This is a genomic window from Barnesiella intestinihominis YIT 11860, assembly GCF_000296465.1.
Taxonomy (GTDB): domain Bacteria; phylum Bacteroidota; class Bacteroidia; order Bacteroidales; family Barnesiellaceae; genus Barnesiella; species Barnesiella intestinihominis.
In genome coordinates this window covers 412133-426279 of sequence record NZ_JH815203.1, presented here as the reverse complement: position 1 = coordinate 426279, position 14147 = coordinate 412133, and the positions used below count along the sequence as shown (strand labels likewise).

Here is a 14147-nt window from a genome sequence, read left to right as displayed (position 1 = left end):
TATTAATGGGTTTCTTGTAATAGTTTTATGCAATTCGACAGGCTTTCGTACCAGTGAGGAATAGTCAGCCCGTATGTTTTTTTAATTTTACTTTTATCGAGGACGCTGTAAAAAGGTCTGTGTGCCTTACTGGGATATTCATCACTTCGTATCGGTGTCACTCGACAGGTCGTGATCCCGGCCAGCCTGTGAATAGTTACTGTGAAGTCATACCAACTACATACCCCTTCGTCGGAGAAATGGTATGTTCCCGGCACGAATGTATCCGCTTGCAGTATGACAAGGATTGCTTGTGCGAGGTCGGCGGCACAAGTGGGCGTGCCTATCTGGTCGGCGACTACCGATAACTCCTCCCGTTCTTCTCCTAAATGCAGCATGGTTTTGACAAAATTGTTGCCATAAGGGGAGTATAACCATGCTGTGCGAATGATAATGCTTTCGGGACAGATGTCGGTCAATATTTTTTCGCCTTCTAGTTTGGTCGAACCGTAAACCGATTGCGGGTCAGGGGGCATATCTTCGGTATAGGGACTGTAACCTCTTCCGTTGAAAACATAGTCGGTGGAGATATGAATCATGCGGGCTCCGTAATCGGCAGCCGCGCGAGCAAGGTTTTCGACAGCATCGGTATTGATTTTTTTGCAAAGTTCGGCATTGTCTTCCGCTTTGTCTACCTGGGTATAGGCGGCACAGTTGACGATATAGTCGATATGGTTGTCGGCTATGATTTGTTTTACGGCTTCGGCATTGCAGATGTCCAATTCGGCGACATCGGTAAAGATACATTCGAAACGGTTGTTACCTTTCAATGCGTTCCGCATTTCATGTCCCAACTGTCCGTTAGCGCCCGTAATAAGAATTTTCTTAGTCATCGCATTTTATGTATTATTCCAGTTCCAATTCTCCGGCTTTTTCCTGTTTGTATTTCTCGGCGAGAATCGAAAGAAAAGCCGATATCTGTTGAATAGCTTTCAGTGTGTCGGATTGGATTTCTTTTTTCTGCAATCGCAGTAACAATACTCCGTACAACGCATTGAAACATGTTTCCAATTCACCGGTCTTTCCCTCTCCCGATTTGGCTCTCAGCTCCACTATATAGGGCAGAGTCTTGAAAAATGCTGCTCCGTAAAACGGTTCTCGGGTAGATTTCAGCAAACGCAGGTGCAAATCTGTCAAGTCGATAAGTACGTTTTTGTTCAGTTGTAGATGGCCTTTCTTTTCTACACCCTCCGAGTGCATCATATCGATGAGTGATTCGTACCAATCCCGCATGCTCTTTTTTTGTTCCTCGGGTAAGTCATAAGAATCGATGATATGCTTTTGTATTTGGTCTATATCCAGCCCGTAAGCTCGGATAATATCCTCGATTTGCCACATATACAGCAAGTATTCGGCAATATTTTCCTTTTTTTTCTGACTGGCTATGATCATTTGTAACGAAATTTTAAGTAAACAGTCTGTGTTGCGACCTTTGGGTTATAGGGATTCCTTTCCCGAAATTGTCTGCAAAGATAATGTAAATCGTTTGCTGTCGCAATGTTATGTAATGAAAAATATGAAAGTTCAAAGTCTCCTGTTAAGGTGATTGAATGGGAAGAAATAATTTGTGGAGTCGGAATGCGTTGTTCCGAAATTCGAAAAGTGTTTAGGGGAGAAAGAGAAAACCTCCGTTATGCCTCATTTACATAACGGAGGTTTTGATTATTGACGAATAAGTTTTGTCAATTGTTCTGGATCCGGGTCTTTGGCGATGATGACACCCTCGGGCGAAATCAGATAACTGGCGAATCCTTTGTTCAGACGGTAGTTATCGAATATATCCGATTGAGAACCGTCTTTGTCATAGAATTGGGTAGCGGTGTTTAGTCCGTCTCGTTTGATCGTCTCTTCGAAGACTTTTCGACTGGTATCGAACGATACCGATACGAGACTAATGTTTTCGATTTCGCTTTTGTCTATTTCTCGGGCAAACCGTATATTTTCCATACGAGACGGAGCATCGTATCCGGCCCAGAAATTCAGCAAAACATATCGGCCTTTTAATTCACTGAGAGTAACTGCCCCCTCTGAATTTTTTAATTTCAACATCGGAGCTTGTTTCCCTTCTTTTAATCCAGTTTCTACCGGATTGAAAGCCGACGAAAACAATAAAACCAACGCCAGCATACCAATAACTGACTTTGTTTTCTTCATAATGAAGTATTATGGTTCATACTAAATCTGACGTCAGGGTATCGCACCGAAACGGCAGACCCCGCTGATTTTCAGCGGTTAGTTCCTCTTGCTTAGGACGCTTCCTTCGCTACCGGGAACCCATAAAATCGGGACAAAGTTGGAGGTTTTTCGGGAATTAACCAAATGTATTTCTTGTTTTAACAATTTAAAATTTGATAATTATCTGGTTATTAGGCTTTTTTTTTGAAGGAACTAATTGCTACTTAAAACGGCACATTCTGTATCCTATTGCTTCAAACTTTTCGCCATAAAGGGGGATTTTGTTTTTTTCTGTCCCTTGTGCATCGTAGTCGATGAGGTAAAGTTGGTCGTTTTCGCGCACGAACATACTGCATACATTTTGGAAACTTATGCAATTATGAATATATCCATCGCCATTGTAGATGAGTTGTTCGTTGCCGAATGGGACAATGCTGCGACGATAAATTTTATTGTCCTCGGTTATGATATAATCGTGGTTACTTAAATAGGGGAATTTCTGTATATCCCAATGGTTTATAATGTTAGAGAATTGCTCTCGGTCGATAGGTGTAGCTTCAAAAGAGTCTACACCACCGGTCGGAGTAATGGTGATGGCAAAGAGAGTGCTATTGCCCTTCTCGATGTTGCCGGGGAGTAATATGGTTTTGTCGGGATATTGGTAGGCTTTGTAGTAGGGATACCAAATCATAGTGGTATTGTCGGGGGCGGGATCTACCCAGTCGGTCTCCCACATTGAGGTTCCTTCGGGAGTTTCTATACGGAGGGTCGAGTGAATGTGCGAGGCATCTTCCCAATAATGTAAATAACGCAACCGATATAGCATTCCCGAACCGTAACAAGTGAAAACTTCGCTTTTGGCTTGCCCTTCGGTAGGAGGTGTAAATTCTTTGATTTTCCCATATTTGTTCATGATCTGATTCTCGTTGAGGTAGATAGAACCGTCACTTGCGCCTATCCATTTGCCCCAAATGCCTATGGCATCGGGAACTTGGGTTTTGTAAGCACGAGCGGTGACATACAGTCCGGGGTTGTGTTGGGATAATTCTTTCCAATAATTCAAGTCTCCCTCAGGCAGTTCTATGATATAAATGCGTGTATTGAAATCAAGATCTTCTTGGTAACGTTGTAGGTTCGATACATAGAAACTGCGTTCATCGCGTTGTTGGAACTGAGCATTCATGCGTATCAGAACATCTTGTTCGTCTATGTAATAGACAAGTCCTGTGGCGATGTCGATAATGACTTGTTGAGAGGAACTGCTCCACAAACTGGCTGTATAGTTTGTGGTGTCATAATGGATCATCTCGTCTTCGTTGGTTCCACATACAATTCTTCCATAGATGTATCGGGAAGAGATTTGTTCGAGGTCTCTAAACGAACAAAAACCGAGTGCTCGGCCATCGGCGTTGCGAAACAAAGGGAGAGATATTGCGCCGTTGGAGTCAGAAGCGAACGAGTAGTCGTAAGAGCCACTATTGCAGGTGACGAGGGTTGTGATGTTGTCTACGTCCATGCTGAACGGAAAACCTACGACGAAATTACTTATCGGCTCACCGCTTGTGTATATCTCGACTTCCCCGAATTGGTATTGCTCTTCGCCGATAGTCACATACATGGTGTGTGCTCCTTTGAGGCATGCCGGCAACTCAAAAATTCCCTCTTGGCGGGAGAGGGGAGTCACGTCAAATTTTTCATCGTTGATGTATAAGGCAATAGGTTTTTGGATTAAGTCGGTCGATTTGGAAGAGACAATGGTCTGGTAGTCGGCGATGATGCGCCGGGGAATTGCGAAGTCTAGTATCGTGCCATTTTGAGTGCGGGTGCTTTGTTTTACAATGATAAGAGAACTGTTTTCGCCACAGGTGAGCCTGAATGCAGCCTCTCTTTCTTTACCGCTGAAATTAGCTTGGGCGATAATCCCGATGGAGTGTGTTCCTTTTGAACCGTGCTCGGTGTCGACTGTTACCCAGTCGGAGCCTTTATACTCGGTCTCCGGGCTAGTCTCGGGAGCGATATACCAATCGTCTGATACAGTAAATTCGATACTGTTTGGCTTTTGGGTCTCATCGGCCGATAGAACGACAATATCATTAACCAACTCGATTGAATAAGGCTCATCGTCTTTATTTTTGTCCGAAAGATCAAGACAGGCTGTTAAGAGTGCTACTGAAAAAAATAAGGTAAAAATGTAAATGAAAGATTTCATAGAATCCTTTTTGTTGGGAAATATTTTTTTAATTATGTTTTGCAAATATAACTCAAAAAAAAGTGTAATAAGAAAGTTTCTGTCGTTTTTTATATAATCCTCTTTGAGGAGCTGTTTGGCAAGGTTACTTGTATATCTTTTTGAGGGTTGGAATTTGTCTTTTCTTTTCGGGGCGCTTTTTGAGGAATCATTTATTAGCGAAAGATAATACCATAATAGGGAAACTTCTAAATAAAGTTTGTCGCTGCTATTCTTTACGCTATATTTGCAGAAATAAATCAGAATAGTTCTTTTTAATGAAACCGAAAACCGAAATTATACTTATTAATATATCGGGTGACGATAAACCGGGAGTAACGACCGCTTTGGCAGAAGTGTTAGCCCGGTACGATGCTTTTATTTTGGATATCGGGCAGGCCGATATTCACCATACGCTTTCGTTGGGAATATTATTTAAAACTGACGAAACCAAATCGGGCGATATACTTAAAGATCTCCTGTTCAAGGCCTATGAGCTTGATGTGAACATTCGTTTCTCTCCTATTAGTGAAGAGGAATATACGCGTTGGGTGGGGTTGCAGGGAAAGAACCGCTATATCATTACGATATTGGGGCGTTGTATTACAGCCCGTCAGATAGGTGAGGTCACCCGTATTGTGGCAGAGCAAGGATTAAATATCGATGCCATTCAACGACTTACGGGACGTATTCCGCTCGATGAAACGGTTCGGCCTCCCAAATCATGTATTGAGTTATCTGTGAGGGGTACGCCGAGAGATAAAGTGGCTATGCAGTCCGAGTTCATGCAACTTTCTGCACATTTGGGCATGGATATATCTTTGCAGGAAGATAGTATATATCGCCGTTGTCGTCGGTTGATCTGTTTCGATATGGATTCTACACTAATAGAAACCGAGGTTATCGACGAGTTGGCAGTGAGAGCCGGGGTAGGTGACGAAGTGAAAGCGATTACCGAGTCGGCTATGCGAGGGGAGATCGATTTTTGCGAGAGTTTCGCACGACGTGTCGGTCTGTTGAAAGGACTCGACGAATCGGTCTTGAAAGAAGTGGCTGAATCGCTTCCCGTCACCGAGGGCGTGGATCGTCTGATGCAAGTGTTGAAACGGGCAGGATTCAAAATTGCTATTCTTTCGGGTGGATTTACCTATTTCGGAAACTATTTGAAACAACGTTATGGAATCGATTATGTGTATGCCAATGAGTTGGAGATAATCGATGGGAAATTGACGGGACGTTATGTCGGCGATATTGTCGATGGGCGTCGAAAGGCTGAGTTGTTGAAATTGATAGCACAGGTAGAAAACGTGGATATAGCTCAGACGATAGCTGTCGGAGATGGGGCGAATGACTTGCCTATGTTGAGTACGGCAGGTTTAGGTATCGCTTATCATGCTAAACCGAAAGTGAAGGAAAACGCTAGCCAGTCTATATCGACGATAGGCCTCGATGGTGTTCTCTATTTTATCGGATTTAAAGATTCGTTTATTTCCGAAGCCAATTGATGAGTATATTTTGCCGGGTTGTTGCAAATGATAATATGAATTATGAAACGAATTTTGTCGATTCTCTTTACAGTGATCTGCGGATTGGCTTGTGTGCAGGCCCAGACCGTGGGTTTGGTTTTGAGCGGAGGCGGAGCTAAGGGAATAGCGCATATAGGTATTATCAAAGCTCTCGAAGAAAATAATGTGCCCATCGATTATGTAGCCGGTACGTCGATGGGGGCTATTGTGGGGGCATGGTATGCTATGGGATATACCCCCGACGAAATGCTGGATTTGATTCTTTCCGAAGATTTCAACTTGTGGTCTCGTGGAATTTTTGACAAAAGATACGTCTATTATTTTAAGAAACCCGATCCTACTCCCGAGATCGTTACATTTAATGTCGCTTTACAAGACTCGACTAAATTCGAACCGCATTTCTTGCCTAATAGCCTCATCAATCCGTTCCCTATGAATTATGCGTTCATGAGTATATTTGCACCTTATTCGGCACAGTGCGAAGGGAATTTCGATAATTTATTCGTTCCGTTTCGAGCGGTTGCCTCCGATGTATATCACAAGCGAGAAGTCATATTGAGGAATGGTGATTTGGGTGATGCCGTGAGAGCTTCCATGAGTTTCCCTTTCGTATTCAAACCGATTGAAATCGACAGCGTATTGGTCTATGACGGCGGTATTTATAATAATTTCCCTGTCGATGTGATGAAGTCCGATTTTAATCCCGATATCATCATCGGGAGTATTGTTGCCGCTAAACTGGATAAACCCAAAGAAGACGATTTGATGAATCAAATCGAGAATATGGTCATGCAAAAAAGCGATTATACTCTCGATCCCGAAGATGGGATTTTGATGCGTTTCAATTTGAGTGATGTAGGACTTCTCGACTTTCCCAAAGCACGGCAAATTGCCAAGATAGGATATGACCGTACGATAGCTATGATGGATTCTATCAAAAGTCGTATTCCCAGAGAACTATCTCAGGACACCCGCCAATTGCAGCGAATGGTTTTCAAAAGTAAAACCCCCGACCTTGTATTTGATAAAGTTTCGGTAGAGGGAGGGAATCATCAACAACGGGAGTATATTCGTCGGCAATTCGATTCAGATGAACCTTTTTCCGATGAGCAGGCTAAGGCTGCTTACTATAAAACCATATCCGATGGGAAAATATCCGATTTGATACCTCATGCCCGATACGACAAGGAAAGTGGCATGTTCAATCTCGATATTAAAGCAAAAGTGCACGATCAACTGGCGATAGGAATGGGAGGATTTATTTCGTCGACTAGTTCCAATCAAATATATATAGGTGCACACTATCGCACGGTAAGCCTCAATTCTCTCGATCTCGATTTAGGTGGGCAAATAGGACAGTCTTATACTTCCGGCATGTTATCGGCTCGTTTCGATTTGAAGACCGTTATACCTATGTATCTGAAACTGCAAGCTGTGGCTTCTAAACAAAAGTTTTATCAAAATGAAACGTTGTTTTATTCCGACCGTATGCCCTCTTTTATCACACAATCCGAGCAATATGTGAAGTTACGGTTGGGGTTGCCGTTTTTGACCGGTTCGAAAGCTGTCGTTTCTGTTGGATATGGTTCGATGAACGATAAGTATTACCAATCCAATACGGTAGATTTTTCCAAGAATGAACAGGATCGCAGTCGTTATAACTTGCTTGTAGCATCGATGAAATTCGATCAAAATAATTTGAATAATTACATGTACCCCACCTCTGGTACAGATTGTTCCGTATTAGGGCTATTGGCGTATGGAAAAGAACGATTCAAACCATATAACTCGAATTTGCAACCACATAGCAAACAGACACTTTCGTGGTTACAGATAGAAGGAAATATTCATACCTATTTCCCTTTGGGAAATAAATTCGTGTTGGGTGTTCGGGGAAAAGCCGTGGTATCGAGTAAAGGACTGTTGAGTAATTATACTTCCACACTAATCCAAGCACCGGCATTTACTCCTACTCCGCATAGTAAAACTATCTTCAATCCAGCTTTTCGTTCCACACAATATTTGGCTGCGGGAGTGATACCCATTTGGAAAATCCTGAATAATTTGCAATTTCGCAATGAGTTCTATGTTTTTGCTCCATTTCGGCAGATTTACGAAGGTGAAAATATGGTTCCCTATTATGGAAAAGCCTTTACGAAGTATCATTTTATGGGCGAGAGTTCCTTAGTGCTCGATCTCTCTTTCGCTTCGATTAGTCTTTATGCCAATTACTATGATTATCCAGCACGTAACTGGAACTTCGGTATAAATATCGGTCTGTTGGTATTCAATCCTAAATTCTTGGAATAAGAAAAAATCTATTTATCTGAAAATGGGTACGATAGAAAAAAATCATATATTAGAGGTAAAAAAATAAGATAAAAAGATACGTCGGAATAAAATTATTCCTATCTTTGCAACCGCAAACGGCTCCGTAGCTTAACTGAATAGAGCATCTGACTACGGATCAGAAGGTTACAGGTTTGAATCCTGTCGGAGTCACTCAATGCAAGGTTGTTCAAGCGAGAACAACTATATGAAAAAACAGATTTGGAAATGGCTCCGTAGCTTAACTGAATAGAGCATCTGACTACGGATCAGAAGGTTACAGGTTTGAATCCTGTCGGAGTCACAAAAAGGGTCCCATATAATCTATATGAGACCCTTTCTTTTTGGAATTCTGTCCTTATTTTTAGCTCTCTTATTTCCGATTTCGTTGGAATAAGAGGGGATTTAATGTTCGTCTAAAATCTCGTTACTATCTTCTTCGCTATTTCCGTCGTCTTTTTGAGAAGCTGGTTTAACCACCCATGCGCTCAATTCATATAATGCATATAAGGGAACGAATACGACAGACAAAGTAAATGGGTCGCTCGATGGTGTGATAAACGCAGCTAATATAAGTAGTATGACGATAGCATGTCGGCGATAAGTTTTGAAAAAACGTCTTGTGATAAGCCCCATGTTCGACAACAACCAGCACAGCAGGGGTAATTCGAATACGAGTCCCATAATAAAATTAAGTGTGAGGAAGTTGCTCATGTATGAGTCCAGTGAGATTTGGTTAGGAATCATTTCGCTCACTTGGTACTCTGCCAAAAAACGCAACGTTAACGGAAATACAAGAAAATATCCCACTCCGATACCGATAAAGAACATGATATTTCCTGCGAGAAATGCCCCTCTGGCATGTCGTTTTTCGCCGGCGTATAATCCCGGACTGACGAAAGTCCACAGTTGATAGATGACATATGGAAACGCAAACAACAAGGCAATCCACATGGACGTGCTCATGTGGATAAAAAACTGGGAAGCTAATTGTATATTGATAAGTTTTACCTCGAAGTGGTCGTTGCAAAAATCCGGTAAGATGGACGTGTGTTGGCTCAGGTCACAAAGTAGCCGATATAATATGAAATCAGAATGGCAGGGTGCGAGGATAATGCTGTCGAATATTCGAGGCATGAGAGTGAAAAACACGACCGATAAGAGGATAATTGCACCGACCGAGCGTAGTATGACTCTGCGCAGGTCATCGACATGATCCCAAAAACTCATCTCTTTCAGCTCGTTATCCATGAATGTGTCGTGGCTCTACAAGTGTGGTAAAACCGTGAAATATCATTTATACATGAGAATGCAGAAATGATAATGATTATAATTATAGTGAACGATCGAGTAATTATTTCCCTTCTTCCTTTTTCTGTTCCTCGTTTTTGGAGACCGGGGCATTTATTTCCTCTTCGATTTCGTTCATTCCCTTTTTGAAACTACGTACACCCTTCCCGATACCGTGCATCAATTCCGGTATTTTTCTACCTCCAAAAAGAAGTAAAACCACTACCAATATAACAATAAGCTCTGTCGTACCGAGGTTACCGAAGAGTAAAAGTATTGCAGAAAATGTGTTCATTTATTTTATCGTTTAAGTATTATTTCGTTCAATGGGAACAAAATAAGAAAGAATATTTGTATAATACAACAAATCTATATCAAAATTGATTAACTTTGCAGCGATTTTTGAATAAGGAAAATTTTCCGTAATTAAAAAAGAAGAAAATGAAAGCATTTGTATTTCCCGGACAAGGGGCGCAATTTGTAGGTATGGGAAAAGACCTCTACGAAAATAACCCCGTAGCCAAAGAGATGTTCGATAAGGCCAACGAGATATTGGGCTTCAATATCACCGACCTGATGTTTAACGGAACAGACGAAGATTTGCGTCAGACCAAAGTTACTCAGCCTGCTATATTCCTGCACTCGGTAATTTTGGCAAAAACGATGGGTGACGATTTTAATCCCGATATGGTAGCCGGTCACTCGTTGGGTGAATTTTCGGCATTGGTAGCCGCCGGAGCACTTTCTTTCGAGGACGGTTTGCGTCTTGTCTCGGCTCGTGCGCAGGCTATGCAGAAAGCTTGTGAAAAAACACCGTCGACGATGGCGGCTGTGTTGGCTTTACCCGATGCGAAAGTAGAGGAATTGTGCGCTTCGGTAACCGAAGGTATCGTGGTTCCTGCCAATTATAATTGCCCGGGACAAATCGTTATATCGGGTTCTATCGAAGGTGTAGATGCTGCTTGTGCAAAGATGTTGGAGGCCGGTGCGAAACGGGCTTTGAAACTCAAAGTGGGTGGTGCTTTCCATTCTCCGCTAATGGAGCCGGCTCGTGCTGAATTGGCAGATGCCATCGCTCATACCGATTTCCATGCTCCGAAATGTCCTGTTTATCAGAATGTGAATGCAGAACCTCAAACCGATCCTGAAACGATTAAGAAGAACCTTATCGCTCAATTGACCGCTCCGGTACGTTGGACACAAACTGTCCAAAACATGATCGCCGCCGGAGCCGATACATTTGTCGAGGTAGGACCGGGAGCTGTACTGCAAGGTTTGGTAAAGAAAATTTCGTCGGAAGTAGCGACTTCGGGAATCCAGTAAGTCGTATACAATATTAGTAAAAGATCGGTAACGAAAGTTGCCGCTCTTTTTTTGTTTCCGGTTTATCGGGAAAATCGCTTTCTGATAAATTTGTTTTGCACATTGAGCTGTGAGGGAGTTTGGCGAGAAAAGTGAACATGTTTGCTTTGTCTTTCTCTCACCTTGTACTATCTTTGCAAAGTTGCGAAGACGGGCTGTGGTTCGGCATAATCAAATAAATTTGCTTCTGCGCTCACCTTGCACTATCTTTGCATAATCAAAAGAATTGTGATATGAACCTCTTCAATGATTTTCTGAATACTATTTCGGATACAGAGGTTACGACGACCTCGGCTATATTCAAGTTGATGCTGAGTTTGTTGTTGGGGGGTATCGTGGGCTTTGAGCGAAAGCGGAAAGGCCAAGTAGCCGGTGCTCGTACATTTGCGCTCATCTCTATGGGTGCAACGTTGGCGATGATTATCTCTATCTATATTCCACAGGTTTATTTGGGATTGAAAAACGGAGACCCGGGACGAGTTGCCGCACAAGTGATTACAGGTGTCGGTTTCTTGGGTGCGGGAGCCATCATTCAAACAAAAGGTTCGATACGAGGTCTGACCACAGCTGCCGGTATTTGGATGGTGGCGGCTTTGGGTTTGGCGGTAGGTGTAGGTCTTTATGTTATTGCGGTTATTTCGACCATATTGATATTGTTCACATTGGTGAGTTTGGAACAATATGAACGTCGGACGAATTTAGACCGGGAAGGAAAAATTATACATTTGAAAGCGGCCGAGATTGTCGAGGATTTGACCCGGTATGAAAAATTATTGGGTGAGTATAAGGTTTCGTTACACAATGTGTTGGTAGAATATAATTATTCGGAACAGAAGACCGATTTGAAATTTATCGTTTTGTCTCGGTCTACGACCGATTTTGTTTCTCTTTTTTCCCATATGCGTAATATTTACCGAACGGAATATATTTCACTTCAAAACGAGATTTGATTATGGAATTGGATGCCCTCATTACCGATTTGGCTCTTATTTTGATTGTGGCTGGGGTAGTGACATTACTTTTCAAGAAATTGAAACAGCCCGTTGTATTGGGTTATATTGTCGCCGGTTTTTTAGTGGGTCCCAATTTCGTTTTTTTCCCTACCATAGTAGATGAGGGAGATATAAATTTATGGGCAGAACTGGGTATCATTGTACTTCTGTTTTCTTTGGGATTGGAATTCAGCTTTAAAAAACTTTTTCAAGTAGGGGCATCGGCCGTTCTTACAGCGCTAGTCGTTGTATCGGGTATGATGCTGGCAGGCTACGGAGCCGGTCGGTTATTACATTTTACGTATCTCGACAGTATCTTTTTGGGAGCCATGTTATCCATGTCGTCGACGACGATTATCATCAAGGCCTTTACCGATTTGAATTTACGCAAGAAGGCTTTTACGAATTTAGTTTTTGGTGTGTTGATCGTGGAAGATTTGTTTGCCGTGGTGATGATGGTGATACTTTCTTCTATTGCCGTGAAGAACTCGTTCGAAGGGGCGGAATTGTTAGAGAGTATCGCTAAATTGGTCTTTTTCCTGATTATTTGGTTTGTTGTGGGAATCTCCATATTACCTCTGATTCTGAAAAAAACACGTAAGTTTTTAAATGACGAGACTTTGTTGGTCGTTTCTATGGGGCTCTGTCTGGGTATGGTCGTTTTGGCTACTTATGCCGGATTTTCTTCTGCTTTGGGCGCTTTTGTCATGGGATCTATATTAGCCGGTACGAACGAAGCCGAACGGATAGAGAAAGTCGTTCAACCGGTAAAGGACCTGTTTGGAGCCATATTTTTCGTATCGGTAGGTATGTTGGTCAGCCCGGCGGCTCTCAGTCAATATGCATTGCCTATCTGTTTGCTCTCTATTGTTGTTATTGTAGGACAGATATTCTTCGGTACGGTGGGTATGTTGGCTTCGGGACAGACTTTGAAAATATCAATACAATCGGGGTTCAGTTTATCTCAAATCGGTGAGTTCGCTTTTATTATAGCCTCGTTGGGAATGTCGTTGAATGTGATCGACAAATTTCTGTATCCGATAGTTGTGGCAGTATCGGTGATAACTACTTTTTTGACTCCTTATTGTATTCGGTTGGCCGACCCTGCTTATAGTTGGATTGAGCGACGTTTGCCGGAGAGGTGGCTTGCAGCTATCGACCGTTATAGTCAGAGCCGAACCGAAATAAAGCCTCATAAGGCAGTATGGAAAGAGGCTATTGCACAATATTTGTGGAGAGTACTGCTTTATTCGTCGCTGATCGTAGCGATAATTATGGTCTCTAAAATGTGGTTTATACCGTTGATGGTGGAAATTTTGCCTGAGTGGGGGCGTATGATCGCCGCTATCGTAACTTTTGTAGTGATGTCGCCGTTCTTGTGGGCTTTGATGGTTAAGGAGGTAAGCATGTCCTTGATAAGGAAATTGGGAGAGGGGAGTGTAAACCGGGTTCCATTGACTTTGATGATAGTTTTCCGCATATTGCTGGCTTTGTTTTTCGTTATATATTATCTTTCTATCGTCCACTCTCAACGTACCGGTGTGTTGTTGGGACTGGGCATATTCATTGTTGTTCTCATTTTATTGTCTAAGCGCATACAGAAGCAGTTCATGCGTATCGAAAATATATTTATGGATAACTTGAACGAAAGGGAATTGCGAAAGACAGGACGGAATACGAGCTTGGTGAGCGATATGCATTTGGCCTATATGGATGTAAATGCTGACTGTCCGTTTGCCGGGCGTCGCCTAATGGATTCCGATTTACGCAAAGAATATGGAATCAATGTCGTAAGTATTCAGAGGGGAACTCGGCGAATCAATATCCCGAAGGGGGAAACCCGAATTTTTCCGGGAGATACGATCGGTGTTATTGGAACAGATGATCAGATTCAATCTTTGCTTACCGTAGTGGAAGGTAGTGAATCGCCCGAAGAGGAAACCGATAACAGGGAAGTCACATTTACGCATGTTGTTGTTCCCGGGAATTCGCCGTTGATCGGGCAAACGAGCTCGTCGTTGAGCATTCGTAATAAGAATAATTGCCTCGTTGTGGGAATAGAACGTGCAGACGGAACATTTCATCAGCCCGACGGACAAACTTGTTTTGAGGCGCACGATGTGATTTGGCTTGTCGGGGAGCCGGATAATATCAAACAGTTGATTCAGGATAAAATAGAAAATCATATACAACATACATAAAGACCTA

11 protein-coding genes and 2 tRNA genes are annotated in these 14147 nt (G+C 42.5%); 7 read left to right on the top strand and 6 right to left on the bottom strand.

Annotated elements, in window-relative coordinates; translation table 11 throughout:
- Positions 1-2: 2 nt before the first annotated feature.
- The 4 genes from rfbD to HMPREF9448_RS01875 all read right to left on the bottom strand — a co-directional run bounded on the left by rfbD (position 3) and on the right by HMPREF9448_RS01875 (position 4423).
- On the bottom strand, positions 3-872 hold the full coding sequence (gene rfbD / locus HMPREF9448_RS01890) for a dTDP-4-dehydrorhamnose reductase (RefSeq protein ID WP_008860886.1): 870 nt from the start codon (positions 870-872) through the stop codon (positions 3-5).
- 13 nt (positions 873-885) lie between these two features.
- Complete coding sequence (locus HMPREF9448_RS01885; protein ID WP_008860885.1) at positions 886-1431, bottom strand: DUF4924 family protein; 546 nt, start codon at positions 1429-1431, stop codon at positions 886-888.
- Positions 1432-1701: 270 nt separating this feature from the next.
- A complete protein-coding gene (locus HMPREF9448_RS01880) occupies positions 1702-2193 on the bottom strand; it encodes a redoxin domain-containing protein (RefSeq protein WP_040295812.1) in 492 nt (163 codons plus the stop codon).
- 241 nt (positions 2194-2434) lie between these two features.
- Complete coding sequence (locus HMPREF9448_RS01875) at positions 2435-4423, bottom strand: BACON domain-containing protein (protein ID WP_008860882.1); 1989 nt, start codon at positions 4421-4423, stop codon at positions 2435-2437.
- Positions 4424-4719: 296 nt separating this feature from the next.
- On the opposite strand from HMPREF9448_RS01875, the gene serB reads away from it, so the two are divergent.
- The 4 genes from serB to HMPREF9448_RS01855 all read left to right on the top strand — a co-directional run bounded on the left by serB (position 4720) and on the right by HMPREF9448_RS01855 (position 8599).
- On the top strand, positions 4720-5946 hold the full coding sequence (gene serB / locus HMPREF9448_RS01870; protein WP_008860881.1) for a phosphoserine phosphatase SerB: 1227 nt from the start codon (positions 4720-4722) through the stop codon (positions 5944-5946).
- Between the two features lie 42 nt (positions 5947-5988).
- Positions 5989-8277 (top strand): patatin-like phospholipase family protein, encoded by a 2289-nt coding sequence (locus HMPREF9448_RS01865; protein ID WP_008860880.1) that lies wholly within the window; start codon positions 5989-5991, stop codon positions 8275-8277.
- Between the two features lie 118 nt (positions 8278-8395).
- A tRNA-Arg gene (locus HMPREF9448_RS01860) sits at positions 8396-8469 on the top strand.
- Between the two features lie 56 nt (positions 8470-8525).
- Positions 8526-8599 (top strand) — tRNA-Arg (locus tag HMPREF9448_RS01855).
- 101 nt (positions 8600-8700) lie between these two features.
- Here the strand turns inward: HMPREF9448_RS01855 and tatC are convergent.
- Positions 8701-9546: a twin-arginine translocase subunit TatC gene (tatC, locus tag HMPREF9448_RS01850; RefSeq protein ID WP_008860879.1), complete on the bottom strand. Its 846-nt coding sequence runs from the start codon at positions 9544-9546 to the stop codon at positions 8701-8703.
- A 103-nt stretch (positions 9547-9649) separates the two neighbouring features.
- The gene (gene tatA / locus HMPREF9448_RS01845) at positions 9650-9880 is read right to left on the bottom strand and encodes a twin-arginine translocase TatA/TatE family subunit (RefSeq protein WP_008860878.1); all 231 of its coding nucleotides are present in this window, start codon (positions 9878-9880) and stop codon (positions 9650-9652) included.
- A 146-nt stretch (positions 9881-10026) separates the two neighbouring features.
- Here tatA and fabD point away from each other — a divergent pair, with 146 nt between their 5' ends.
- The 3 genes from fabD (at position 10027) to HMPREF9448_RS01830 (ending at position 14140) form a co-directional block, all read left to right on the top strand.
- On the top strand, positions 10027-10908 hold the full coding sequence (gene fabD, locus HMPREF9448_RS01840; RefSeq protein ID WP_008860877.1) for an ACP S-malonyltransferase: 882 nt from the start codon (positions 10027-10029) through the stop codon (positions 10906-10908).
- Positions 10909-11180: 272 nt separating this feature from the next.
- A complete protein-coding gene (locus HMPREF9448_RS01835; protein WP_008860876.1) occupies positions 11181-11897 on the top strand; it encodes an MgtC/SapB family protein in 717 nt (238 codons plus the stop codon).
- 2 nt (positions 11898-11899) lie between these two features.
- The gene (locus HMPREF9448_RS01830; protein WP_008860875.1) at positions 11900-14140 is read left to right on the top strand and encodes a cation:proton antiporter; all 2241 of its coding nucleotides are present in this window, start codon (positions 11900-11902) and stop codon (positions 14138-14140) included.
- Positions 14141-14147: the final 7 nt, after the last annotated feature.